19 protein-coding genes and 1 pseudogene are annotated in these 24,471 nt (G+C 62.4%); 8 read left to right on the top strand and 12 right to left on the bottom strand.

Annotation, left to right across the window (positions count from 1 at the left end; translation table 11 throughout):
- Nucleotides 1-22 precede the first annotated feature (22 nt).
- Together HDG33_RS27715 and HDG33_RS27710 are read right to left on the bottom strand one after the other, a co-directional pair.
- Nucleotides 23-499: an OsmC family protein gene (locus HDG33_RS27715; protein ID WP_184036649.1), complete on the bottom strand. Its 477-nt coding sequence runs from the start codon at nt 497-499 to the stop codon at nt 23-25.
- Nucleotides 500-546: 47 nt separating this feature from the next.
- Nucleotides 547-918, bottom strand: a complete 372-nt coding sequence (locus tag HDG33_RS27710; protein WP_184036646.1) for a hypothetical protein — start codon at nt 916-918, stop codon at nt 547-549.
- Between the two features lie 151 nt (nt 919-1,069).
- Between HDG33_RS27710 and HDG33_RS27705 the strand changes: the two genes are divergently transcribed.
- The 4 genes from HDG33_RS27705 to HDG33_RS27690 all read left to right on the top strand — a co-directional run bounded on the left by HDG33_RS27705 (nt 1,070) and on the right by HDG33_RS27690 (nt 9,239).
- Nucleotides 1,070-3,073: a bifunctional DedA family/phosphatase PAP2 family protein gene (locus HDG33_RS27705; RefSeq protein WP_184036643.1), complete on the top strand. Its 2,004-nt coding sequence runs from the start codon at nt 1,070-1,072 to the stop codon at nt 3,071-3,073.
- Nucleotides 3,074-3,853: 780 nt separating this feature from the next.
- Nucleotides 3,854-5,095 carry a phospholipase A gene (locus HDG33_RS27700; protein ID WP_184036641.1) on the top strand — a complete coding sequence of 414 codons (1,242 nt, stop codon included), beginning with the start codon at nt 3,854-3,856 and terminating at the stop codon, nt 5,093-5,095.
- Nucleotides 5,096-5,392: 297 nt separating this feature from the next.
- Nucleotides 5,393-6,625, top strand: coding sequence for a hypothetical protein (locus tag HDG33_RS27695; protein WP_184036638.1), 1,233 nt, complete (start codon nt 5,393-5,395; stop codon nt 6,623-6,625).
- 16 nt (nt 6,626-6,641) lie between these two features.
- Nucleotides 6,642-9,239: a hybrid sensor histidine kinase/response regulator gene (locus tag HDG33_RS27690; RefSeq protein ID WP_184036635.1), complete on the top strand. Its 2,598-nt coding sequence runs from the start codon at nt 6,642-6,644 to the stop codon at nt 9,237-9,239.
- Between the two features lie 36 nt (nt 9,240-9,275).
- Here HDG33_RS27690 and HDG33_RS27685 read toward each other — a convergent pair whose 3' ends face one another.
- From HDG33_RS27685 to HDG33_RS27665, 5 genes are all read right to left on the bottom strand, one after another.
- Nucleotides 9,276-10,382: a porin gene (locus HDG33_RS27685; protein ID WP_184036632.1), complete on the bottom strand. Its 1,107-nt coding sequence runs from the start codon at nt 10,380-10,382 to the stop codon at nt 9,276-9,278.
- Between the two features lie 107 nt (nt 10,383-10,489).
- Nucleotides 10,490-11,749, bottom strand: coding sequence for a nitrate/nitrite transporter (locus tag HDG33_RS27680; RefSeq protein ID WP_184036630.1), 1,260 nt, complete (start codon nt 11,747-11,749; stop codon nt 10,490-10,492).
- Between the two features lie 92 nt (nt 11,750-11,841).
- On the bottom strand, nt 11,842-12,804 hold the full coding sequence (locus HDG33_RS27675) for a PDR/VanB family oxidoreductase (RefSeq protein WP_184036626.1): 963 nt from the start codon (nt 12,802-12,804) through the stop codon (nt 11,842-11,844).
- Between the two features lie 14 nt (nt 12,805-12,818).
- Nucleotides 12,819-13,601 (bottom strand): SDR family NAD(P)-dependent oxidoreductase, encoded by a 783-nt coding sequence (locus HDG33_RS27670; protein ID WP_184036623.1) that lies wholly within the window; start codon nt 13,599-13,601, stop codon nt 12,819-12,821.
- 105 nt (nt 13,602-13,706) lie between these two features.
- The gene (locus HDG33_RS27665; RefSeq protein ID WP_090810100.1) at nt 13,707-14,981 is read right to left on the bottom strand and encodes an aromatic ring-hydroxylating dioxygenase subunit alpha; all 1,275 of its coding nucleotides are present in this window, start codon (nt 14,979-14,981) and stop codon (nt 13,707-13,709) included.
- Nucleotides 14,982-15,122: 141 nt separating this feature from the next.
- Here HDG33_RS27665 and HDG33_RS27660 point away from each other — a divergent pair, with 141 nt between their 5' ends.
- A complete protein-coding gene (locus HDG33_RS27660) occupies nt 15,123-15,911 on the top strand; it encodes an IclR family transcriptional regulator (protein WP_184036620.1) in 789 nt (262 codons plus the stop codon).
- Between the two features lie 452 nt (nt 15,912-16,363).
- Here the strand turns inward: HDG33_RS27660 and HDG33_RS27655 are convergent, their stop codons facing one another.
- Complete coding sequence (locus tag HDG33_RS27655) at nt 16,364-17,848, bottom strand: mannose-1-phosphate guanylyltransferase/mannose-6-phosphate isomerase (protein WP_184036729.1); 1,485 nt, start codon at nt 17,846-17,848, stop codon at nt 16,364-16,366.
- Nucleotides 17,849-17,941: 93 nt separating this feature from the next.
- Nucleotides 17,942-18,130: a hypothetical protein gene (locus tag HDG33_RS27650; protein ID WP_260330602.1), complete on the bottom strand. Its 189-nt coding sequence runs from the start codon at nt 18,128-18,130 to the stop codon at nt 17,942-17,944.
- A 428-nt stretch (nt 18,131-18,558) separates the two neighbouring features.
- Between HDG33_RS27650 and HDG33_RS27645 the strand changes: the two are divergent.
- A pseudogene (locus tag HDG33_RS27645) lies at nt 18,559-18,741 on the top strand (NAD-dependent epimerase/dehydratase family protein); the annotation flags it as partial.
- 384 nt (nt 18,742-19,125) lie between these two features.
- A complete protein-coding gene (locus tag HDG33_RS27640; protein ID WP_184036617.1) occupies nt 19,126-20,346 on the top strand; it encodes a glycosyltransferase in 1,221 nt (406 codons plus the stop codon).
- On the opposite strand, the gene HDG33_RS27635 is transcribed toward HDG33_RS27640, so the two are convergent.
- The 3 genes from HDG33_RS27635 to HDG33_RS27625 all read right to left on the bottom strand — a co-directional run bounded on the left by HDG33_RS27635 (nt 20,336) and on the right by HDG33_RS27625 (nt 23,038).
- Complete coding sequence (locus HDG33_RS27635) at nt 20,336-20,686, bottom strand: hypothetical protein (RefSeq protein ID WP_260330601.1); 351 nt, start codon at nt 20,684-20,686, stop codon at nt 20,336-20,338. The genes HDG33_RS27640 and HDG33_RS27635 overlap by 11 nt on opposite strands.
- 424 nt (nt 20,687-21,110) lie before the next feature.
- Nucleotides 21,111-21,875, bottom strand: a complete 765-nt coding sequence (locus tag HDG33_RS27630) for a glycosyltransferase family 1 protein (RefSeq protein ID WP_260330600.1) — start codon at nt 21,873-21,875, stop codon at nt 21,111-21,113.
- A gap of 152 nt (nt 21,876-22,027) precedes the next feature.
- Complete coding sequence (locus HDG33_RS27625; RefSeq protein WP_184036615.1) at nt 22,028-23,038, bottom strand: GlxA family transcriptional regulator; 1,011 nt, start codon at nt 23,036-23,038, stop codon at nt 22,028-22,030.
- A gap of 473 nt (nt 23,039-23,511) precedes the next feature.
- Here HDG33_RS27625 and HDG33_RS27620 point away from each other — a divergent pair, with 473 nt between their 5' ends.
- Complete coding sequence (locus HDG33_RS27620) at nt 23,512-24,279, top strand: class I SAM-dependent methyltransferase (RefSeq protein ID WP_184036612.1); 768 nt, start codon at nt 23,512-23,514, stop codon at nt 24,277-24,279.
- Nucleotides 24,280-24,471 lie beyond the last annotated feature (192 nt).

Here is a 24,471-nt window from a genome sequence, read left to right as displayed (position 1 = left end):
GCTTCGCGCCGCCGCATACGCGCTAACGCGCGTCCGTCTCCACCACCGGCTCGCAGAGAATCGGAAAATTGACGGAGTTCGCGACGTAGCACTTCTGATGCGCGACGTGATGCAGACGCGTGGCCAGCTCGACATCGCCGCTCGCGCGGATCGTCACGCGCGGGCGCAGCACGATCTGCGAAAAGCGGCCTTCCTGCGCGGTATCGAGCATCGTGCCTTCGGCGTCGTCGCGATAGTCGAGCACGACGATGCCCGCCTCCGAGCACAGATGCAGATACCACAGCTTGTGACACGCGCTCGCCGACGCGACCAGCAGGTCCTCGGGATTCCAGCGCGTCGCGTCGCCGAGAAACGCCGGATCCGACGAGCCCGCAATGTCGGGCTTGCCGCCGGAAGAAATCACGTGATCGCGGTCGTAGTCGCGGTAGCCGGAGGTGCCGCTGCCGCGGTTGCCGGTCCATTTCACCGATACGTGGTACTTGTGCTCGCCGTGCGCCATTCGCTTCTCCTTTGGTCGGATCGGACCTGCATTCTATCCGCGCCACACTAGCGCGGCGGCGCCGCGCGGCCGGTCACGTTCGGCGCGCGTGGGTCGGGATTCATATAGAGCGCCGTGCCGTTCGCGCGCATGTTGTTGAGCGCGGCGCCCGAGCCGGTCGCGCCACCCGAGCCGAGCCCATACGAGCCGCCCGCCGACATGCCGGGCCCCGGTATGGCACTCGGACTGACGCCGGTACCGATGCCCATCGCGCCGCCGACAGCCGCATTGCCGCTGCCCCCGCTGGTGCCCGCATGAGTGCCGTTCTGGCTGCCGCCAGGATTGCCCGGTTGCTGGGCCTCTACCGTTGCAGCGGCCCCCACCGTCAACAGCGCCGCAAGCAACGCCGACCACGCGATCCCACCTGTTGCTGTCTTCATAGCTACCCTCCAACCGCATCGATCCGCCGAGCACGATATCTATTCTGAGCCGATCGCGCGACCGATGCAGCGGCGCCGCTCCCGCCCGCGCCCACGGCGTGTCCGTGCGCGTTATGATCGATCGTTACGCCCGAACGGCCGATCGCGCACGATGGAGCACGCCTACATCCACCTTTTGCATCTGCTCGCCGGCCACTCGACGTGGATGCTCGCGGTCGTTTTCCTCGCCGCTTTTTTCGAAGCGATCGCGGTCATCGGTACCTTCGTCCCCGGCAGCACCGCGATGTTCCTCGCCGGCGCGCTGACGGGCACCGGCTCGCTGAGCCTTGCCTGGGTCCTCGTGTGGGCGATCGTCGGCGCGGTCGCCGGCGACGGCGCCAGCTTCTGGCTCGGCGATCGCTACAAGGAGCGCATCGTCACGCTGTGGCCGTTCCGCGCACACCCCGGCGTACTCGACGCGGGCCAGCGCTTCTTTCTGAAGCATGGCGCGAAGAGCGTCGTGCTCGCCCGCTTCATCGGCCCACTGCGGGCGATCGTGCCGGTCGTCGCGGGCATGATGGGCATGCGGCCGCTGCGCTTCCTCTCGATCAACGTGCTCTCCGCGCTGCTGTGGGCGCCCGCGCACGTCCTGCCCGGCGCCGTGTTCGGCGCGTCGGTGCTGCTCGCGGGGGCGGTGTCGTTCCGGCTCGTCGTGATCATCGCGATGCTGGCGTGCATCGTGTGGCTCAGCTTTCGCGGCGCGGGGTTTCTGGTGTCGCACGCGAACGCGTGGTCGAGCGCGGCAGGCCGTCATCTCGGCAGCTGGGCATGCCGCCATCCGGGTCCGCTCGGCCGCATCGCGCGCCGCATGCTCGACCCCGACACGCCCGATGCGACCCACCTGCTCGCGACGTCGCTGATCGTGCTGGTGGCCGGCGCGCTTTTCTTCGGGGTCCTTGAAGACGTCGTCAGCGGCGATCCGCTGACGACCATCGACCTGTCCGTTTATCACTTTCTGCAATCGATACGCACGCCGTGGGGCGACACGGTGCTCGCGGCGCTCGCCACGCTCGGCAGCGGCATCACACTGTTCGCGCTGGTCGTCACGGTTGCCCTGTGGATGGTGTGGGAGCGGCGCTGGCGCACGATCGTCTACTGGCTCGCGGCGGTCGTGTTTTCGCAGTTGCTGATTCTCGGCCTGCAACTCGCGATGCGCCGCGCCCCGCCCAACGAACTCATGAGTGGCCACTTCGCGTTTCCGAGCAATCACGTCGCCGCGACGGTGATCATCTACGGCTTTCTCGCGTTTCTGCTCGCGCGCCGGATCGGCAAGCTCGGAGGCGTGCTGGTTGCCGCCGCCAGCATCATCGTCGTGATCGTGGTCGCGCTCGCGGGCGTCTACTTCGGCCGCTACTGGGTGTCCGACGCGATCGGCGGCGCGGCGCTCGCGTCTGTGTGGGTCGCGCTGATTGCGCTGACGGCGATCTGGCGGCATCCGCGGCCGCCGCCGCCGCGCCGTTTCATGCCGCTCGTGGTGCTCGCGGTCGTAGCGCTCAGTGTCGGCCTGCAGCTCGGCGTCGCAATGCCGACGCCGCCGGACGGCGCGCCGCAACCACCCCCCGTGCAGTTCACGCAGACGCAGTGGAAGCTCTCCGGGTGGAAGCGGCTGCCGTGCTTTCGCTCCGACATGGGCGGCGATCGCAAGGAGCCGCTGACGCTGCAATGGGTCGCCGAGCCCGCTTCGATACGCGAGCAGTTGCGCGCGCAGGGCTGGGTCGAGGGCACCGACGTGTCCGCGCACAGCCTGCTGTCGCTCGCTTCGCCCGACGTCGCGGCGGTGTCGCTGCCGGTGCTGCCGAAGCTGAACAATGGCGTGCCGTCGTCGCTGGTCTTCATGCGACCGGGCAATTCGCGCGAGGAACGCTACGTGCTTCGCTTCTGGCCGAGCGGCTACGCGGTCGACAACGGCACCTCCGCGGCGCCGCTTTGGGTCGGCGCGTTCGCGCACGAGCGGCTGACGCGGCCCTCCTGGCCGCTGAACATTCTGCACATCGATCACGACGCGAGCCCGTTCGACTCGCCCACCAGGTCGGGCGCCGAGTTCGGCGCGACGGTTCTCGCGGAGGTCGATTGTCACGGCGTGCCGGTGTCGCTGCTGGTCTCGCCGAGGCAATGAGCTGCACATCCAGGCAACTTCAGGTATCTCAGGCATCCCCAACTCGACGATTCGATAAAGGAGACAACCGTGGGCCGCTTCGGAAGTCCACATCGACGTACCCGGCGCCGTCTATCAGCAATTGGCGCCACGGGCGAAACGCCTGCTGCGCCATATGCCGCGCGTGAGCGAACTCGACAATGCAAGCGCGCCGGAGCAATACCGGAAATTCGCCTATTGAAGAAAGCATTCAGTCGCCGCATTGGCCGCGCAACGAATTGTCACGAAAGCGAATCGCCAATTGACGCGCAATTGCCATAATGGAAATGACTGAGGCGAACGCGCGGATACACCCGGTCGCGAATGACAATCGATTTGACATTTAAGCCTTCGTTGCGCAAATGCAACGACACAGCGGCATTATCCCCACTTCCCTCCGCTATTTGCACCGATAGCGCTCCTAATTCATTTTTCCACTCACGCAATCCGTAATCGCACTGGCAGAATGAGCAGAATGCCAGATAGCGGGAACCGGCACGCGTCGCCATTTCCGCAATGAAACACGGCGGCCGCGATTTTCTACCCAATTGCACGCATTAACGCTATCGTCTCTTTGCGACCTGAACTCTCGTAGACCACCAGGAGCTTCGTGTGCGGAATCGATCGATGTCTCGCGTGAAGAAAGACCGCCAGTCCGCCGTTCGCAGCCACCGCTCGCGTGTTTCCCGATTATCTTCAAGTCCGCTTTCCGGCTCGGTTTCCAGCTCGCTTTCCAGGCTTCTCCCCCGGTTATCGCTTTGCATGACTGCGCTGGTGCTCGGCAGTTACTCCGCGTATAGCGTCGCCGGCGTTTCCGTATTGCGTCCGCCGCGCGAAGCGCTATCGAGCAGTCCACTCGAAGTGACGATCGTCTATGCCGGCGATCAACCCGGTGGCACCGAAGTCGACGTGCCGGCGCAATTGAATATCGCGATCAGCAATACCGACGTGGTACCGCATCGGCTCGCGCTCACGCGCGAAAGCGGCGCACCCGAGCATCTGAAGCTCGCCGCCGGCGAACTGAAGGCAGTGCGCTATACCGGCACGTGGCCCGAATGGGCGCGCGGCGCGATGCAGATCGACGTGCCGGATCTCGACGTGTCGCCATCGTACGTGCTGCTGACGCGTCCGCCGCGCTCCGGCAAGGACGCGGCGCTCGCGTCGGCCGGGAGCGCCAATGGAGCAACGGAGGCGGGCACCGCGAGCGGCGCACCGTCGTCGACGAGCCTGATCGCGTCGTCGCCCGCGCCATCACGACCGGATGCGCCCGTGCCGCAAATCAACACTTTCCTGAGCCGCTTCTCCGCCTTCGAACCGATGTATTTCGCCGATGGCGGCGGTAGCGAGTCCCTCGCGAAATTCCAGCTCAGCTTCAAGTTCCGCCTCGTCGTTCCGGACGACCCGCGCTCGCGTGGTTTCGCGGACAACCTGTACTTCGCCTATACGCAAACCTCGCTGTGGGATCTCAAGAAGTACTCGGCGCCGTTCCGCGACACCAGCTATATGCCGGCACTCTTTTATTACCTCGAAGACACCGGCTGGAAGAGCACGTGGTGGAGCAGAATGGGCGTGATGGCCGGCTACGAACACGAATCGAATGGACGCGACGGTCCGGAATCGCGCGGCATCGACTATGTCTTCGTCAAGCCGATCTGGGATTTCGGCGACATCAACGGCTACCATCTGACCATCCAGCCGAAGATTTATTACTATACGCACATCGCCGGCGAGAACCACGACATCGCCGACTACCGCGGCTATGTGGATCTGCGGTTCATCTACGGCAGCCCCGACGGCGCGCAATTGGACACGACGCTGCGCAAAGGAACGCAAGGCGGCAAAGGCAGCGTCGATACGCAGTTCACCTATCCATTGGCGAAGCTGATCAGTAGCCGCTGGGGCGGTTACCTGTGGCTCGGCTTCTTCAGCGGTTATGGCGAGGACATTCTCGACTACAACCAGCATCGCTGGATCGCGCGAATCGGCTATAGCATCACACGCTAATCCGGAATTCGCCTGGCATGCAAGCAAAGGGCCGCCGAGCGGCCCTTTTCCATTCGATGACGGCCCACGACGCGCCGTAATACATCGAAACTTCTGCCGTAATCCTTTCAAAAGTTTGCCCAAAGCCGACCCCCACCCGGCGGGCAACCCGTCATGGACCGCTCGTGAATGCTGTGTGCACGAACAGACGGGCATATCGGTGTGGATTTCTCTAGAGTTGAAGGGTCGCCGGTCCAACCGGCTGGCCACGCCGCGCGCTGACTTTTCCAGCGTCTAATCAAAACCACGGAAAAACCAATGAAAACCGCTCTCCTTAAAGACGTGTCGCCTGTTTCAAACGAGCCAACCGGACTTCTTTTGCATCGGAATAGTGCGCCGCTTGCGCTCAAGCACGAAATTCACCCGGAACAGATCCGGGATAGCCTGCCGGCCCGTCAGGGGGGAGTCGGCTTTCTGTTCCACGCGACCGATTGGGAAACCCTTTCATTTTCTTTTCACAACGTTCGCGAACGAAGCGAATCGTTCGAAGAGGAGTTGTGGAAAACCAGGCCTTTCATCGCATCGCCGATCTATTCGGGCGCGCAGGTGATCGGCGCGAATATCGCCTGCCCGGTGCCGCTCGAAATGTGGCTCGGCAGCCCGCGCGGCATCAAGCGCTTTCGCGAGACGCAATTCTTTCCGGCGCTCGAGCTCGCCCGAAAGGCGGGCTTGAACATGGTCGCGATGGGCGCGTCGACGCCCTACGCGTGCAACTACGGCGCGCTGCCCCGGCCGGTCAAGCCGCCTCACATCACGACGGGCCACGCGGCGACCGCGGCGATGCTGAAGGACTGGGCGATCCATTGCTGCGAACAGCTCGACCTCGAACTCGGCAACACAAAGCTCGCGCTGTTCGGCGCGGCCGGCCGGCTCGGCACGACGGTCGCGAAGTATCTGCTCTACAAGGATGCGCCGAAGGAGCTGGTGCTGATCGATCTGCCCGACAAGATCAACCTGCTGATCGATCAGGCGAACGAGCTGCTCGCGTCGGACCTGCTCGGAAAATCGAAAGTATCGGTGCATACGTTCAGTCCGGACACGCCGCTGCCGGACTTCGACGGCGCGATTCTCGCGAGCAGCACGAGCGTGCCTTACCTGAGCGCGGCCGATCTCAAACGCGCGCAATTCTGGATCGACGACTCGCATCCGCGCGCGGCAAGCGTCGAAGCGGAACTCGCTTCTCGCGGTCATACGCTCTATATTGAATGCTTCGCGCGCGGGCCCGCCGGACTCGACACCGCGTTCCCGTTCAGGCTGCCATCCACCCGCGACTGCTATACCTGCTTCGCCGAAGGCTATTCGGCATGGCAGGAAGGTATCGCCTCCGATTTCATCATTGGCAGCCCGCCCGTGTGGTCGGTCTCTTATACTCATGGTCTCCTGAAGAAGTATGGCTTTTCGGTCGGACCGTTTCACGGCAAGAACGGCGATTCGCTCGCCGAAGGCGTCGAATCACAGCAATTCAATACGCATGAAATGATGGGTTCCTGACGAACTTGGAGGCCTGATGGCGATACCGCGCGAAAGCATGCGGGATATGCTGGAACGAAGCAGGTTCGCAATTCGATGGGGAGGCGCACTCGGCCTCCTGTGTCACCCCATCTATTACGTCGTCTGGACCTACATCCTTCCGCAGCCTTACGACAACCTGCTGCTACGGCTCAGCGCCGCGGCCGTCTGCGTTCCCCTGCTGTTCCAGGCGCGCTGGCCGAGGCGCTACAACCCCGCGCTGCTGATCTACTGGCATTGCTGTCTGATTTACGTGCTGCCGTTCGTCTGCACGTTCCTGACCGTCAGAAACGGTTTCTCCACGATGTGGATGATGACCGAGGTCATGATGATCTTCATTCTGGCGCTGTGTATCGACAACCCCCTGCTGCTGATAACCTGCATCGGTATTGGCGTGTTTTCCGGCGGGCTCGCCGCCGTATTGAGCGCGCCGACGCCGGTCGTTCTGAGCGCGCAGGACAAGTCCAATCTCGCGTTGCTGCCGGTGGTCGTGCTGTGCAGCATGGCGTTCAGTCATGCGATCAGCAAGGGACGCATCTTCGTCGAAAAGAACCGCGCGTTGCAGGCGCTCGCGGGTTCAATCGCGCACGAGATGCGCAATCCGCTGAGCCAGTTGCGGCACGTGCTCGACCGCGTCGAGGAAGCGCTGCCCGCGGCGACCGAAGCGGGCGCGGCGCCGACGCTGACCGACGGCACGGCCTCGCTGATGTACAACCACCTCGCGCAGGGGCAATTGTCGATCGAGCGCGGCCTGCGCATCATCGCGATGACGCTTGACGAAGTCGCCGCGAAATCGATCCGCCCGGATAGTCTCAGCTACCTCCATGCTGGCGCGACCACGCGCAAGGCGCTCGCCGAATACGGCTTCGACAACGACAAGGAACGCGCGAAGGTGAGCGTCGTCGTCAGGCGCGACTTCGTGTTCAAGGTCGACGAGACGGTCTATCTGTTCACGTTGTTCAACCTGATCAAGAACGCGCTGCATCACATCGTCGCGTATCCGCAGGCGACGCTCACATTGACCGTCGACCGCGACTCGGTGATCGTACGCGACACCGGCCCCGGCATCGCGCCGGAGATCCTGCAGCATCTGTTCGAGCCGTTTCGCACGGCCGGCAACTCGGGCGGCACCGGGCTCGGGCTCGCGTACTGCCAGCGCGCGATGCGCGCGTTCGGCGGCAGCATCGACTGCGAATCGGGACTCGGCAAGTTCACCGCGTTCACGCTGCGCTTTCCACCGGTAGCGGCCGACGAGGTCGAGGAGCACGAGCGGCGCCTGTTCGAACGGGCGATGCCGGCGTTCAAGGGCAAGCGCGTGCTCGTCGTCGACGACGACGACACGCTGCGCGCGCGCACCCGCCGCGTGCTGACGAAGGCCGGCGCCTATGTCAGCGAGGCGTCGGGCGGCGAGCTTGCGCTCGCCACGTTGCGGCGCGCGCCGCTCTACGACCTCGTGTTGATGGACATCAGCATGCCCGCGATGGACGGCTACACGACGACCGAGCGCCTCCGCGCCGACAGAGACTGCCCGAACCGCAACGTGCTGATCGCCGCCTATACCGCCGAACCGGGCATCGCGGTGCGGCTGCGCGCGCGGCGCGCCGGCATGGACGAGATCATCAGCAAGACGTCGAGTGTGCAGGAGCTGCTCACCGCGTTGCAGACCCTCTTCGACAACGGTGCGCATCGTCAGCCGGGCGAACTGCCCGATGTCTTCGCCGGCAGAACCTTTGTGATCGCCGACGACGACACCTACAGCCGGCTTGTCGCGAAGGCGTATCTGGAGCGCTGCGGCGCGAGCGTCGTCGAGGCCGACCACGGTCAGGCGGTGCTGACCAAACTGCACGAAGACGGCTTCATCGACGCGATCCTGATGGACGTGAACATGCCGGGCATGAACGGCATCGAGACGACGAAGTCGATTCGCGCGCGCACCGATGCCTACGCGACGCTGCCTATCATTGCGCTGACCAGTCACACCGATGCCGACGCGGTGCAGGCCTGCGTTGCCGCCGGGATCAACGAGGTGTTGATCAAGCCGGTGCAGGCCGGCTCGCTGTACGCATGTCTCGCGCGGCAGTTCGGCACACGCGGCGCGCTGGTTGCGGACGCTCCACAACGAATCACGGAAACCGCGGGCGGAGCCGCGCAAACGGATTTTGCGGCGACGCCGGTGGCATTGCCCCCCACTGCGAACGCGCCCGCGGCCGCCACCATCGCTGAAGAAAGCCTGCTCGACGAAGCGCACCTCAAGGAACTGGTCTCGCTCGATCTGCTTGACGAATCGTTCCTGAACGGCATCGAACAGATTCGCTCGCTCGTCGTGCGCCTCGCAGGCAACAGCGCGGCCGTCGATATCAAGGCGATGCACGCGAGCTTGCATGCGTTGCTTGGCGTCAGCGGCAACATCGGCGCGAAGGCACTGCATCGCTACGCGCGGCAGATCTATCCACGCGTGATCGCCGGTGAGTGGCCAGTGGAAACCGACTGGCACGCCCAGATCCGCGCGTTGAGCGCGCGCTCGACCGACGCCTTGCAGCGGTATTACGCGTCGGCGAAAGGCCGGCGCGATCATCGCGACGCACTGAGCGATTGAGAGCGCGGCCTCGGTCGCCCTCTTTGCAGCGTGAAGTCAGAACTTGTGCAGCACGCCGACCGCAACAGCGAGCTGGTTCGCGCCGGTCTTCACGGTCGTCGTCGCGACCGAAGTCGCCCACCCCGTCGCACTCAGCGCGGCCTTCGAGCTGTTGATCACATACGTGATGTCGGTGTACAGCGCCGTGCGCTTCGACAGCCAGTAGTCCGCGTTGACACCGGTGCTCAATGCGTGCGCGTCGACCTGGCGATACGCGTGGTAGTAAGTCGCGGCTGCAAGGTCCAGCGCCGGCGCCACCCTGTAGCGCACGCCCGCGAACGCCATCGACTGCGGCGGCGATGCGGCGAGCGTCGACCGGACGTCGTTCAGCAGCAATTCGTAGCCGCCGTACAGCGTCGCCTTGCCGATCGCATACGAGCCGCCGGCCACGTAGCGGCGCTCGCTGTCGCCCGATGACGCGATGGCCGAGCCTTGCCGCTGCTCGTACACGAACGTCAGATTCAGCGGCCCCTGCACATAGCGTCCGCCGATGTCGTACTGCTTGCCGACGCGGAACGAGCCCGCCACCGGCACGTTGTAGGTGACTGCGTCGTAGCCGAGGCTGTAGAGCGCATTCAGCTCGAATGGTCCCACATGGCCGAGATACGACACCGCGTTATCCGCGCGACCGACGAACTGCGCGTCCTGCGCGGAAAGGCCGTAACTCGAATAACCGAGCGGGTCGAGCGCGAGGAAGTAGCGATACATCGGCGTCATCTGCCGGCCGAGCATCATCGCGCCGTAGCGGTCCGATTCGAGTCCGACGAACGCCTGCCGGCCGAACAGCCGCCCTCCTTGCTGCAGGGCTCCGGTGTTCATCGACATGCCCGATTCGAGCGTGAAAATCGCCCGCAGTCCGCCGCCGAGATCTTCCTTGCCCGTGAAACCCCAACGCGAATTCAGCCGGTTGCCGGTGCCGAGAGCGACCTGCGTGCCCGACGATCCCTGCGGCGCGACAGCGTGAGTCACGTAGGTCACCCCCGAGTCGACGATGCCATAGAGCGTGACCGACGACTGCGCATGCGCCGCGCCGCTGATGCCGATACCAATACCACATGCAAAAAGGACCTTCGACGGCCTGGCGAGAGGCTTGTGCTTCACCATGTGTCTCCTGCTGGAAAGTGAGTTGTTTTGTGATGCGGATTAGTTATCGTCCGACCTCTGTCGTCGCGGTAGCCGGCGCGGGGCCGCGTCGGCTAGCGGAGAATCGGTCATTCGCGTGCGATGTGCGGGTTGACGAAGAACATCGCGATGACCGCGATAGCGGGTCCGATCGCGAGTGTGAGGAGCGCGAGCATGAACGAATGGCTCGCGCCATACAGCGAGCCGACCACCATCGGCGACACCGCGCTGCCGGACTGCCAGATAGCATTGGTCCAGCCGGCGCTCGCGCCCGCGAGACGCTTGCCCGATGCGTCGCTGACCTGAGCCATCAGCACCGGCAGATAGCCGAACGAGAACGCACCGAGAATCGGCGCGACCAGATAGAACTGATGCACCGTCGAGCAGTAGCCGAACACCAGCAGCGCGATCGCGAAGGCGATCAGGCAGCCGATCGACATCATCCGCCGCGACACACCAGGCAGGTCGGAGATCCAGCCGAGCGTCGGCTTCGCGATCACCGCGCCAATGCCGAACGAGGCGACGATCGATCCGGCGACGATCGGCGCAATGCCGTATTGGCGCGTCATCAGTGCGTTGCCCCATGCACCGAAGCCGACGGTCGCCCACAACCCGCCGCATCCCGCGATCGACAGCGCGATCAGGTTACGGTTGCGCAACAGGCCGAGCATTTCCTGGAGGCTGTTGCGCGCGGGCTTCGCTTCGTTCGAAGGCCGGTTCTTCAGCAGCAGCAACGTGACGATGCCCCACGCGAACGTGACGATGCCGAGCATATGGAATGCGTTCGACCAGCCGTGCCGCGCGGAGAACGACGGCACGACCGCATTCGCGATCACGACGGCGAGCGACGTCGCGGTCGTGTAGAGGCCCATTGCGCGGCCACGGTCGCGCGTGAACCATGCGGGAATGATCTTCATGCCGGCCGAGTAGTCGGCGCCCGCCGCGAAACCCATCGCGGCCTGAATCACGATGCCGAATGCGAGCGAATGCGTATAGCCGAAGGTGAACGTGAGCACGCCGAGCGGCAGCAGCGCAAGTGTGAGCATCGCGCGACCGCCGAGCAGATCGGTCAGCATGCCGCCAACCACGTTCGCGATCACATAGCCCGCGTAAAACGCGGTCACGAACGCACCGAGCATCGACACGCCAATGCCGAGCGACGCGCCGACCGGCGCGGCCACCGTACTCCACGCGACGCGGACCACATAGCTGAGCAGAAACGCGGCCCAGACGATGAACAGCGCGACCCAGCGATACGGGCTCGTGTCGGCGCTACTCGCCGCCCTCGCATCGTTCCCGGTCCAGACGCTCGCGGGCATACCCTCCGACGACGCCAGATTCTTCTCCATGACTCCTCCGATGCCGGGCGTGCCAGCGGCCGCCCGTTTTCTTTCTGATGGATGGCGCCGACCGCGCCTGGCGGCCGGGCCGGCGATTACGGTTACAGATCGAGCACGAGCACCCTCGACTTCGCGCGTGAACAGCACGGCAGGAACTGATCGTTGCGGGCCTGCTCTTCTGGCGACAGGAACAGGTCGCGGTGGTCAGGTTCGCCTTCGAGCACCCGCGTGACGCAGGTGCCGCAAATGCCCTGCTCGCACGACACCGGCACGTCGACGCCCGCCGCCGCGAGCGCCTGGGTGACCGTGCAATCGGCCGCAATCGATACGACGCGGTCCGAGCGCGCGAGCCGCACGTCGAACGACGCGCCATCACCCGACGGCTGCGCCGCCGCGAAGTATTCGTAATGCAGACGATCGTCACTCCAGCCGAGCGAGCGGGCCGTGTCGAGCACCGCGTTCATGAAGCCCTGCGGACCGCACACATATAGATGCCGGTCCGCGCCGGCGTCCGTCAGCAGTGCATTCAGATCGAGCATGCCGTGCGCGTCGTCGAAGTGGTATTGCACGTTGTCCGCCCACGACGACGCGGCGATTCGCTCGACGAACGCCGCACGGCTCTTCGAGCGCGCGCAGTAATGCATTTCGAACGCCGCGCCCAGTGCCGCCAGCTGCTCCGCCATGCAGAGAATCGGCGTCACGCCAATGCCGCCCGCGAGCAATAGCGGCTTCGCGTCATGCCGGGCGAGCGGAAAGTGATTGCGTGGCACGCCGATGCGAATCGCGTCGCCTTCGTTCACCGCGTCGTGCATGCGCTGCGATCCGCCGCGCGAATCGGCGGCGCGCAACACCGCGATCTGATACCGGTGAAGCTCGCGAGACGCGTTGCACAGCGAGTACTGCCGCACCGGCCCACCGGGCACGTAGACGTCGATGTGCGCGCCCGCCTCGAACGGCGGCAGGTCGCGGCCGTCGATGTCGACGAACTCGAAGCCCGCAATCCCGTCGGCTTCGTCGCGCCGTGCGGCGACACGCACCATCAGCGTGGAATCGGTCATGTTCATGCCACCTCCTCCGCTCACATCGCCGACAGGCCGCCGTCGACCATCAGCGTCGTGCCGGTTATGTACGAAGCCTCGTCGCTCGCGAACCACAGGATCGGCCATGCGATCTCTTCGGGCGACGCCCAACGGCCGATCAACGACGTGTCCTGGCGTTGCGTCCTCAGCACTTCGACGCTTTTGCCCGATGCAATGGCCCGGTTCATGTGGAATTCGGTCAGCGTCGAACCCGGGCACACCGCGTTCGCGCGCACGCCGTTCGCGGTCTCCTCGAACGCGAGTGTGCGGGTCATCGCGAGCATGCCGGCCTTGGTCGCGTCGTACAGGCCCATGCCCTTGCGGCCGGTCACCGCGTAGCACGACGACACGTTGACGATGCTCGCGCGGCCCGCGCGACGCAGGAACGGCAGCGCTGCCCTGCAATAGTTGGATGTGCCGACCAGATTGACCGACACCATCGCCTGCCACTCGGCCGGCGTCGCGTCGGCGAGCGCGCTGTAGTTGCGCATCGCCGCGTTGTTCACCAGCACGTCGAGCCGGCCGAACGAATCGGCGGCGAGTTGCGCCGCGCGCACCGCATCGGCGTCGTGCGACACGTCGGCCGCGAACGTCTCGACACGCGCGGACGGATCAGCCGCCTTCAGTTCGTCGGCGACGCGCGTGAGCGCCTGCGGGTTCGCATCGACCAGCACCACCGCGGCGCCCTCCGCGCAGAACACGCGCGCGGTCGCGGCACCGATGCCGCCTCCGCCGCCGGTGATCAGCGCGACCTTGTCCTCGAGTCTTTTACGTTGCTGCATTGCATGCCGGCGCGCAGCCGGCCTCCTTTTGCGGAATGGGCAGAAGGTCCAGTCGGACCAGACGACGACACGCGCAGCCGGACCGAAGTCCGGCTCCGCGGTGCATCAGATCGAGTAGATCGGCTGGTCCTTGCCGTCGTGCAGATGGATCACCGCCCATTCCTGCGGCTTCTGATCGCGCGGCAGCAGCACGCCGGCAGCACGTACGCGCTGCTGGTCGGCGTCGATCGCGGGCGGATCGGTGTCGGGCACCAGCGCCGTTGCCGCCTCGTACATCATGCGGCGCGCCATCACGATCGCGCGATCGGTCGGCAGCAGCTTTTCCTTGCTGTGATCCTGGATCGGACCCATGCTTTCCTGCAGCGACGCGTCCTGCATCGCAAAGCCGAACACGCCCGAGTACGCGCGCTTTTCCTTCTGAGCCTGGCGGTCGATCAGGTAGTCGTTGTCCTTGTTCGCTTTCGGCCGGAACGTGCCACCCTCCTCGTACTCACAATGAATGCCCTTGCCGGCGTTCAGGTCGGCCAGTTCCTGCTCGTCGAGCGGACGGTCCGGGCGGAAGTTGATGCTCCACGCCCAGCAGGTGTGATCGTCGATCGGCACCCATACGTGGCCCGCGAGCGAGTGATCGCCGAACGGCGGGATCAGCGTGTACCACGGGAACAGCCACTGCGTGACGCGCCAGTAGTACGAATCCGGCTCGCCGTTGCGGCGGCCGAACAGCGTGAGGCCGAACGGCTGCTTCTCGATCTCGAAGATCACGTTGCCGTCCGCCTTGATGTAGTCGAGTGCCTTCGTGCCCTGGTGCATCGGGTCCTCGTCGACTTCGTAGCGGTGTACATACGACACGTGACTCGTGTCGATGCCGCCTTCCATCGCCTGCAGGTAGTTCGATTCCTGCAGCCGCTTCGAGACGAACACGTGGCTCTCCGGCAGATTGCACCACTCGAGATCCGGCGGCGCCGGCTGGCGGTCCTTCGGCCCCATGTACGCCCACACGATGCCCGCGCGTTCGATGCACGGATACGCGGTGATGCCCATGTGCTTGCACGCCTGCGGCGCGGACGGCACTTCCACGCAGTTGCCGTTGCGGTCGAATTTCAGACCGTGATACGAGCAGCGGATGCCGTTCTCTTCATTGCGGCCGAAGTACAGCGACACGCCGCGGTGCGAGCAGAACTCGTCGATCAGCGCCGGCTGGCCGTCGGAATCGCGAAAAGCGAGCAGCTTTTCGCCGAGGATCTGCACGCGCACCGGCGGGCAATCAGGCTCTGCGATTTCGCTGGCGAGCAGCACCGGCACCCAGTAGCGGCGCATCAGATTGCCCATCGCCGTGCCTGGGCCAGTGCGAACCAGAGTTTCCGACATGTTCTTGTCCATCATTCCTCCGAATCCCGTTGTCCGTTGTGTGAGAATGTAGTCTCATTGTACGGACAGATTGATCGACGTCAAGTTCTTGCGGCTAGGGACTTTCACTACAATGTGCAATCGACGCGGACCGCCGCAAAAAGGAAATTTCAAATGGAAGAAAAAAAGCCGCACGAAAATGTGCGGGCAGTCGAACGGGCGCTAGAAATTCTTCTGGCGTACCGACCCGGGGACAAAGAATTGACCGTCGCGGAGCTGCTGACCCGCGTGGACCTGAGCCGACCGACGCTGTACCGCCTGCTGAATACGCTCGAACAGAACGGCTTTCTCGCCTCGTCGGGCGAGCCGCAACGCTTCAGGCTCGGCAGTTCGGTCGCGCAACTCGCGCACGCGTGGATGGCGAACAATACGATCGCGCAGCTCGCGCAGCCGATGCTGCGTGAGCTTTGGGAAGCGACATCGGAGACGGTCGCGTTGTTCGTGCCGGAGGGGACGTACCGGATCTGCGTGGCCGAACTGGAAAGTCCGCAGCCGCTGAGTTTCCGGCGCGGGGTCGGCTATCGCGAGAAGCTCGTGCTCGGCGCGAGCGGCCGCACGATTCTTTCGCAGATGCCGCTGTCGAAGGACGATCTGCGGCGCTATCTGACCGACCCGGATCAGGACGTCGCGGCGCTAGCCGCCGATCTCGACGCGGTCCGCGCACGAGGCTTCGGCACCAGCCATCACGAGCTGATCGCCGGCGCAGTCGCGGTAGCCGCACCGTTCTTCAACGGCGCGAACCAGGTGGCAGGTTCGGTGTGCATCTTCGGGCCGAGCGTGCGCGTGACCGACGAGCGCGTCGCGCAGTTCGCGGAGTTGCTCAAGCGCGAGGTGGGCAATCTGTCGCGTGCGCTTGGGCATCAAGGGGAAACTGGACGGCCACCGGGTACGGCACGTCGGTAAAATCGGCCTCAATGGCGCTGGCCAACGCCGGGAGCGTCGTCAGAAAGGTCGACGCTTTGCTCGGGCTCTCGCTGATTCAGGGCTGAAGCCGAAACCTCACGCCTCTGGCTGCGCGTTTATCACGCGCCCCGCGAGCGCCGTGCGCCAGGGACCGGACGGCATTATGTTCGGCATAGCCATTGCCGCTGCGATGCCGGCATAAGCGTTATTGGCGACATCGTTGATAAGCTGGTTTGCCTGGGTTAAACAGCTGGTCGCTAGCGTTGTTGACCGGCTGTACGCCCTGTGCGCCATCGGACACGCGCACGATACCGGCAACCGCGCCCGTCGTGATCCGTCCGAATGGCGAGACACAGCAGAATCATCTCCAATGAGCAGTGAGACGCTGCCATCATGTGGCAATCCTCAAGTCGATAGGATTGGGTTCCGATGCACTATGCAATGCGATAGGGTCAAATTCGGCCGTAGCAGTCGTCCAGGCGCACAATATCGTCCTCGCCGAGATAACTGCCCGATTGAACCTCGATGATTTCGAGCTGCACTTTGCCCGGATTCTCCAACCGATGCTGCACGCCGAGCGGAATGAAGGTCGATTGGTTTTCTGAAAGAAGAAACTGGTCTTCGCCCCGTGTCACGAGCGCGGTGCCGCGCACGACGACCCAGTGCTCGGCGCGATGGTGGTGCATCTGCAATGACAGGCGAGCGCCTGGCGCAACCACGATGCGCTTCACCTGAAACCGCTCGCCGCGCTCGATCGCATCGTAGAAGCCCCACGGACGGCGCACCTTCCGGTGCGTCTCGGCTTCAGGCGCGCGCTGCTCGCGAAAGCGCGCCACCAGCGTCTTGATGTCCTGCGCGTGTGAGCGGTCGGCGACGAGCACGGCGTCGTCCGTGTCGACGACGACTACGTTGGAGGTGCCAACGCATGCAACCAGCCGCCCGCCCTCGGCGCGCACATAGCTCGAGGTCGCGCCTTCGAAAACGACACGCCCGCTCGCGACGTTGCCGAGCCCGTCCTTCTCCATCGCTTCCCACACGGCATCCCAGGATCCGAGGTCCGACCATCCCGCCGCCAATGGCACGACCACGCCTTTGCAAGGCGAGCCGGCCGCGCCGATGTGCTCCATTACCGCATAGTCGATGGAATCCGCCGGCACACGGCCGAACTGAAACGGGCAAGGACGAATGAAGTTGTCGTCCGCCTTGCCTTCCACGAACGCCGCGGTGCAGGCCGCATGCATGTCGCCGTTGAGCTTGGCTAGCGCTTCGAGCCACACGCCCGCTCGCACGATGAAGATGCCGCTGTTCCACCAGTACGTGCCTGCAGCGACGTACTGCGCGGCGAGTTCGGTCGTGGGCTTTTCGACGAAGCGGTCGATCAGATGTGCGCCGTTTTCGAGGGCGTCGCCGATTCGGATGTAGCCAAAGCCGGTATCCGGCCGTGTGGGCGCAACGCCGAGCGTCACGATCATGGAGCGTTCGGCATATTCAGCGGCAATTGCGATCGCACGATGCAGCGCCGGAATGTCTGAGATGGAATGGTCAGACGGCATCACCACCATGATCGCGTCGTCATCCTGATTAACGGCTGCGAGCGCCGCGAGCGTGAGCGCCGGCGCCGTATCGCGCCGCGCAGGCTCGACGATAATCTTCGCGGAGACGCCGCACGCCCGCACCTGCTCTTCTGTCTGGAACCGGTGTTCCTCCCCACACACGATAATCGGCTGAGTGTCGACGTCGAAGCCGCCGACGAAACCCTCCATCCGTGTGACGGTAGCCTGTAGCAATGAATCCCGTCCGACCACATCGATCAACTGCTTTGGAAACTGCTCACGCGACATCGGCCAGAGGCGCGTGCCCGATCCGCCTGCGAGAATGACCGGGACGATGCGCCGACAGGAGTGCCCGAGCGACGCTTCTGCCTTCGCCGCTGCCATTGCGTCTTCAGAACTCACCGCGTCTTCCATCATCCACCCCTCTGGTCTTGCGTCGAACACGTACTTCCCGGCATCGCCAATTCGATTCATCGGTTATGGGTTCGCCGTGAAGCGCACTTTCTCCTGCTCTCCCACATAGGGGCCCTGCTTGACTTCGATGAAAGATACGTCGTCGATGACCTCGAACCCGTGCCCACCTGACGCCAGCAAGATGACATCACCCGCGCACAGCACGCGGCTCGTCAGGAATTTTCGATCGGCCGTATAGAGCTTGACCATCATGCGGCCCCGCTTGCTGAAGAGAGAACGACCTCACGCGTCTGCAAGCATAGGAGCAGTTCCAGGGTCACTAGACGGGTTGACCGAATATGCCATGACGTTGGCTGAAGCGAGTTTCGCGGTACAAGGTGGTCTCACACGCATTCATTTCGCCGATGTCATCGATGAGAGGAAGCGCGGGCCGCGACAAGATCCTGGCACCGGCCGCAACAGGCTGAGACCTGTCTACACCCGTCACTAACCTGAGAATCGCACGTCGGGCCTTTCAGGATCCACGCTCCACTTGAAATCACCTTCGGATCAATGCGCCTCAATGGACGATTGGGCACCAACATGAATAAAGACTTCCCGGATCTATGTCGCTGGACACAAGGGTATGGTTGGTTCGGCCTTCTCCGGCGCATTGCCAGTCACGGCTATCACCACCCGATCTGCTCTTCTTTGGTTCATCATGCACTTATCCAAAGTGTTGCCCGCAGCCCATAAAGGAAGAGTACCTGCACACGAGCAGCTTCGAGCATACCAACGAAGCCTACGCTATCGCGAACGTCGCCGGGCTCAAGCTTTGCGAGGGGTATAACCGACAGCACGGAACGCGGTACATATCGGTGATGTCCGAACGACAACGACGGCTCACAGTTCGGGCCATGGCCGAACACTCGAACCCTGCTGCTTCATGCTTGCAATGGTCATGCGCTCTTCAGGCTGAAGCTGCTGATACGTTCTTCTTTTTTGCATGTGCGCACCTTACACGAGGAAGGTGTTGCAGTTCAGATTTGATCGCGCCGTCTGTTTCACATTGCTATTGCAAACGCGCCGCGTCGTCGGCCAACTACTTGCCATTATCCGCCAGTACCGGCGGCTGAACCTGAAGTTACATTAAGATTTCGCTACCAAGATATCGCTAACGAAGCCGATTTTTCTGCATAGCCCGGCCTATAGCAGAAGACGCCCTACGGAAAGTCGATTCGAGGCGACAAACGAATGCGGAGACCACCATGCCGAACCCGCCCGCCCCGCGAGCGCTGATCTGTTTTTGGGAAGAGTACATCGGGGCGGCCCCGAGCATCATCAATGCGATCCGTCGGTTGGCTGAAAATGGCTATCGAGTCGACGTAGTCGTGCGAGATCTTGGTGCGGATTATCCGGACGCGCCCGGGTTCCCAGCGGGTGTGACGATCATAGCTCTGCAGAAAAAGAACCGGGGCCTAGAAAGCCAACGATGGTGCCCGACGTGGATACGAAGCGCATTGAATTGTGCAGCATTGGCGGTTAGCGTACATGATTTCGCGTTCGGAGCGGTAGACGAGCTGCGGGGACGAGCCTACGACGTCGCATTCGGTGTTGACCTATTTGGTTTGATAGCGGCAAACGCGGTGGCTCGTAAATTAAAGGTTCGTCGCCTGGCTTACTGGTCACTCGAAATATATCTACTCAGCACTATCCGAAACCCAGTCATACGCTGGGCGAAGAAGCGCGAGATCTCGCTGAGTCGTGGAGCAGACCTCGTCATAGCTCAAGACGAAGAGCGGGGGCGTTCGCTAGCTCTCGAGAACGGATTCACTGAGCAGCGCATAGCATATGTGCCTAATTCCCCTATGGGTCGTGCAGGCGGTGTCGACACTGCTTTTCTTCATCGCCGATTTTCACTGCCACCCAATATCAGGATCGTCTTACATGCAGGCATGATTTCTCGAGAAATGCAATCCATTGAACTGGCTCGCGCCGCAGCTTCGTGGCCAGACCCCTATCGATTGCTATTTCATGAACGGCGCCGCCGTACCATCGATGATCCGTACATCCGCGAAGTTTCGAACGCGAGCCAGAATCGGGCTATCTTGTCACTTGATCCAGTTCCTTATGACCAGCTCGATAGCATCTACGCATCCGCATGGGCAGGGGTGGTTTATTACGCGGACGATATAGGGCCAAACTTTCACCAGATGGCAGCGGCATCTGGGAAGTTGGCATTTTGCCTGCGAAACGGGATCCCGGTCGTAGTGCGAAATCTGCCTTCGCTACAGCGGATGATGGATGTCAGCGGATGCGGAATCGCTGTCAGTCAGCCCTCCGAGATACTGGATGCGCTCTCTCGCATCGCAGGAGATTACGAAGGTTACCGAAGGCGCGCACTTAGTTGCTTTGACAAATTTCTTGACTTTCGGCCGTTGTTTGACGAGGCACTGGAGCGCCTCGTATCCAACCAGGCTATAGCTTGATCTGCTGTTTATGGAAGAACGAGCAAGAATCGTGAAATCGTGGCAAAGTCGCCGCGAACGAATCGACGCAACCCAGCCGCACCGGCATCTTGCCCGTATGCGAGGCATCGCCGATGCGGGCTCTGACCATCTGCGCATGCTCGATCAATGGCCCCGCCAACTCCACCAACGCGCGCCCCGTTACATTCGGGCCGCGCTCTGGCTCAGGCCGAGCTGCTTCGCGGCACGTCATCGAGCCGCTTTCGCACACGGCGACGAATGCCTGTAGCGCGCGCAGATCGATCGGGGTCAGGGTTCGTCTCTTGAAATGCTCCGCTCGCATGGGTGACTTGCCGGTCATCCTGTGCGGCACGACAGCATGGTGCCGGGGTTCACAGGGTTGGTGTGCAGGATGAGTAATTGCATTGGCTCGGCATAAGTTTGCCTAATACAAAATTGGTGCAGCCAACGTTTTCCTAGAATTCGCCTCATTGCCCACACAGAGGTCCACATGAGCCACTACGATTTCATCGTGATTGGCGCTGGTGTCATCGGTGCGTCGGTCGCCCATCATCTCGCCGTCCTGGGCGCACAAAGCGTTCAGTCGATTTCCGTCTGGGGCTCCGACTCTCCGAACCGGGAGTTCCTGCACGTCAACGACCCCGGGTCGGCCGCACTGGCCTTGCTCGACGCCGACGGGGGCCGAAGGCGTCTTCAATATCGGATAGGGACGGGGACACTGCAATCGCGGATCTCGCCTGTCTCGTCTGTGACCTCACCGTACTCTAATTCATCCAGGCTTCCTCTCCCCAACACACCGCACGGGTGCGATATCGTTCGAGCACCCGCTCTAGCGTCGACAAGCGGGCTGCGTCATCGTTGCTCGCAAGACGCCGCGTGCCGCGCTCGATCATCAACTGGCGCAATGCAGGCTGGTCGATCAGACTGAAAAGCGCATCCGCCATGCTGTCGGACCGAGCCAGATCGACCAGCAGTCCCGCGTCGCCGACTTGCTCGCGCAGCGCCTCGAGGTCCGGGTAAAGGACCGGTACGCCCAGACTGAACGCCTCGAGTGGCGGCAGATTGGTCGGGCCGAAATATGTGGGCATCACTAACGCGATCGACTCGCGATACAAGTAAGGCACGTCGCCGTCCGGAACGAAACCGAGAAAGAACACACGGTCGCCCAGACCGAGATCGGCGGCGACCGAACGCACGTATCTCATGTTGCCAAAATCGCTTCCTGTGAAGACCGCACCTACACGGATGCCATAGCGGGACTCCAGCGCGTGCAGTCCCTTCAACAGAAACACATGGTTCTTGTGCGACCAGAACTGCGCGGGATGGTAGACGTATTTCAGATCGCGCGGAATTTTGTACTTCGTCTTGACATCGACGAAGTGCTCCACGTACGCCTCCTCGGAAAGCACTGTCGCGCGGGCGGGCGAGAATGGCATCAAATGCACGCGTTCGCTGTCTACTCCATATCGCCTGACAACCTTCTCGCGGCCGGCCTGCGAATCGACGAAGATGCCGCAGGCCTTCTTCAAGGCAGATCCGTACAGAAATTCGCGACGCTCGAATTCGTGCTTGATCCGGACTTCGGGAAACTCGACGTCGTCGCGATGGGACAGATTCCAAACGGTGAACAGGTAGTTGAATCGATCAATCGTCTCGCGGCGAAACTTTCCCTGGCCAGCTCCTAAGCGGACCTCTCCACAGGATCGGCCGTGGCGCCGCCTTTCTTTCGACAGCGGTATTCCGTCGCCGACATCGAGAATTGCCTCCTGAACACTTTCGAAAGCCGCTCGCCATTCGTCAGTCCAACCCTGCGAGCGATCTTGTCTATCGGCAAGTCGCTTCTGACCAACAGTTCACAACTGAGATCGAGGCGCGCTCGCAAAAGATATTCCGAAGGTGTCACTCCCATCTCGCGCTTGAACAGACGCAGGAAGTTCCGCTCGCTCATCGCCACCGTACGAGCCGCGTCGCCTATTGAAACCGGGCGTCCGCAATTTCGCTCGAGCCAGCGCGCGGATTCCTGTGCCTTTTCCGCCTGCGTGTTCGTTCCCATGGTGCTCAGCATGGTCGTCAAATTCTGATCTTTGGAGACGGTGAAGTGATCGGCAACCGCTGTCGCGATGTCGTATCCGAGGTCCCGCTTCACGAGCGCGAGCGAGTTGATCAGCGCATCGCCGCCTTCGGTCGACGCCGCGACGTTAGACGTCTCCGGACTCCAGATTCCCGGATCGACAGAAGTCCAATCGCGACGAGAAATGCCCGCTGCCGCCAGCAGCAAGTCGCCGTTGCCGAGAGGGTTGACGACGCCGGTCTGCGAACATGCTATGGTCAATAACCCAATGAGCACCTCGTCGGCGGCTGCACGCTTTGCGCCGGGTCCGCCCGCAATATACAGTGCGTCGAAGCCTTGGAACCGCTGGCCGCCCAGGCGCTCGGTCCAAACGCAAACGGATGACGAACAGGCTATCATCCCACCGCAGGCAGAGACTAGACGGACGCTGTAAGTTGCGTTTCTTCTCAGACTGCGAGACTGAATCTCGTTGGCGATATGAAGCACCTCGGCAAGGGTGCCCGCTTCCAGCAGCGAAAAACCGTCGTACAACAAAATTCCTATGAGCTTGACTGCGCGTTCTTTAAATCGGTGGAAAATACCGTTATTTCCTGCATCGCCTAAGCTAGTAGCGTGGGACATGCCGTTACCTCCATTTTGCTTCGGTTCTGGATCGCTGCTCTGGCTTGCGTTGGAACGCTGTGGAAAGCGTATGACCTCGTGAGCTTACTGCCATATTCGATCCACCATTGCCGCGGTGTCCGCCAAAAGCATGTTTCTGGCCGAGAACGTCGCTCCCAGAATCAACAAGACCAAAAACATCGTCTGATTTCTTCAGCGCTGAAACTGAAAACCATAAAGCCGCTCATCAGGGTTTCCCGACCCACTGGACTTGCTGAGCGATAGACCGATCAGACGGCGAATGCTTCAGCAAGGATACGACCCGTCAACACCTTGCTGAAAACGGTCATGCATGTAGTCTGAAAATCCCCGCTAGATACCCTTTCTCATGAGCACCCTGAGCTTTGGCTTTGGTTTCCTTCGAATGAACAAGAGTGCGTTCGCGTCACGCGTGGACTTCGCCACCGCCATACGACCAGACATGGAGTCGCTTCATGAGCTTCAGCACGAGATATTCGCAATACTATGATCTTTTCTATGATGACAAGAACTACAAGGCGGAAGCGTCGTTTGTCACCGGATTGCTCGGGCGGTACGGAATAGTTGGAGGTCACGTGATGGATCTAGGTTGCGGCACCGGACGCCACGCGGCGGAATTCGCAGCCGCGGGATTTTGTGTTTCTGGCGTTGACATGAGCGCCGATATGCTTGCCCGAGCCGCTGCCAGGTGTACCGCTCTGCCAGGCGCAGTAGCGAAGCGACTGACGTTTCAGCAAGGCGACGCGCGGATCGTCCGCACGAATGAACTCTACGACGCAGTCGTCTCGCTCTTCCATGTTGCGAGCTATCAAACGACCAACTCCGATTTCATGGCAATGTGTCACACCGCTGCGACGCACCTGCGGCCATCAGGACTGTTCGTGTTCGATTGCTGGTACGGTCCCGCGGTCCTCGCCGCTCCGCCGGACGTACGCATCAAACGCGCCTCCAGCGAAGAAACCGCGGTGATACAAATCGCCGAGCCCACGATGCGTCCTCATGACAATACTGTCGCGTTCAACTACACCGTCCTGCTAACGGATTTGAAAACGCTGTCGGTCGAGACCGTCCTCGAGACGCATGTGATGCGCTACATGTTCAAGCCTGAGATCGAACTGATGCTGGACCTCAGCGGATTCGAGGTCCTGGACAGTTTGAAGTGCATGGGCGGCGAGTTGGGTGCTACCGATCTCTCAGCGACATTCGTCGCGAGAAAACGGTGATGCTCGGAAACAGCCCGAGCGAGAAAACGTCGGAAAGAACAACGAATGGCATATCATAGCCAGCCTCGTCAATGAGTCGAGGCTGAACCGCCAGGCAGTCCTGCGCTGGCTAAGCGCATCGCGTCAAAGCGGCTCGCCGAAAGCCGCGTGCCACCACCTGCCACCCGGATCAAGTGTTTGTTCCGTTGCGTG

Source organism: Paraburkholderia sp. Cpub6 (genome assembly GCF_014201065.1).
Classification (GTDB): Bacteria; Pseudomonadota; Gammaproteobacteria; order Burkholderiales; family Burkholderiaceae; genus Paraburkholderia; species Paraburkholderia tuberum.
Note: the sequence above shows the minus strand (reverse complement) of the source record. Positions and strands in the feature narration are given on the sequence as shown.

Bases quoted from the DNA above. Each gene is read 5' to 3' on its own strand.
- HDG33_RS27715 (WP_184036649.1), bottom strand. From the start codon at position 499: ATGGCGCACGGCGAGCACAAGTACCACGTATCGGTGAAATGGACCGGC.
- HDG33_RS27650 (WP_260330602.1), bottom strand. From the start codon at position 18,130: ATGATGGTCAAGCTCTATACGGCCGATCGAAAATTCCTGACGAGCCGC.
- HDG33_RS27660 (WP_184036620.1), top strand. From the start codon at position 15,123: ATGGAAGAAAAAAAGCCGCACGAAAATGTGCGGGCAGTCGAACGGGCG.
- HDG33_RS27700 (WP_184036641.1), top strand. From the start codon at position 3,854: ATGACTGCGCTGGTGCTCGGCAGTTACTCCGCGTATAGCGTCGCCGGC.
- HDG33_RS27625 (WP_184036615.1), bottom strand. From the start codon at position 23,038: ATGTCCCACGCTACTAGCTTAGGCGATGCAGGAAATAACGGTATTTTC.
- HDG33_RS27635 (WP_260330601.1), bottom strand. From the start codon at position 20,686: ATGACCGGCAAGTCACCCATGCGAGCGGAGCATTTCAAGAGACGAACC.
- HDG33_RS27665 (WP_090810100.1), bottom strand. From the start codon at position 14,981: ATGGACAAGAACATGTCGGAAACTCTGGTTCGCACTGGCCCAGGCACG.
- HDG33_RS27690 (WP_184036635.1), top strand. From the start codon at position 6,642: ATGGCGATACCGCGCGAAAGCATGCGGGATATGCTGGAACGAAGCAGG.
- HDG33_RS27695 (WP_184036638.1), top strand. From the start codon at position 5,393: ATGAAAACCGCTCTCCTTAAAGACGTGTCGCCTGTTTCAAACGAGCCA.
- HDG33_RS27640 (WP_184036617.1), top strand. From the start codon at position 19,126: ATGCCGAACCCGCCCGCCCCGCGAGCGCTGATCTGTTTTTGGGAAGAG.
- HDG33_RS27710 (WP_184036646.1), bottom strand. From the start codon at position 918: ATGAAGACAGCAACAGGTGGGATCGCGTGGTCGGCGTTGCTTGCGGCG.
- HDG33_RS27670 (WP_184036623.1), bottom strand. From the start codon at position 13,601: ATGCAGCAACGTAAAAGACTCGAGGACAAGGTCGCGCTGATCACCGGC.
- HDG33_RS27680 (WP_184036630.1), bottom strand. From the start codon at position 11,749: ATGGAGAAGAATCTGGCGTCGTCGGAGGGTATGCCCGCGAGCGTCTGG.
- HDG33_RS27655 (WP_184036729.1), bottom strand. From the start codon at position 17,848: ATGGCAGCGGCGAAGGCAGAAGCGTCGCTCGGGCACTCCTGTCGGCGC.
- HDG33_RS27705 (WP_184036643.1), top strand. From the start codon at position 1,070: ATGGAGCACGCCTACATCCACCTTTTGCATCTGCTCGCCGGCCACTCG.
- HDG33_RS27675 (WP_184036626.1), bottom strand. From the start codon at position 12,804: ATGAACATGACCGATTCCACGCTGATGGTGCGTGTCGCCGCACGGCGC.
- HDG33_RS27685 (WP_184036632.1), bottom strand. From the start codon at position 10,382: ATGGTGAAGCACAAGCCTCTCGCCAGGCCGTCGAAGGTCCTTTTTGCA.
- HDG33_RS27620 (WP_184036612.1), top strand. From the start codon at position 23,512: ATGAGCTTCAGCACGAGATATTCGCAATACTATGATCTTTTCTATGAT.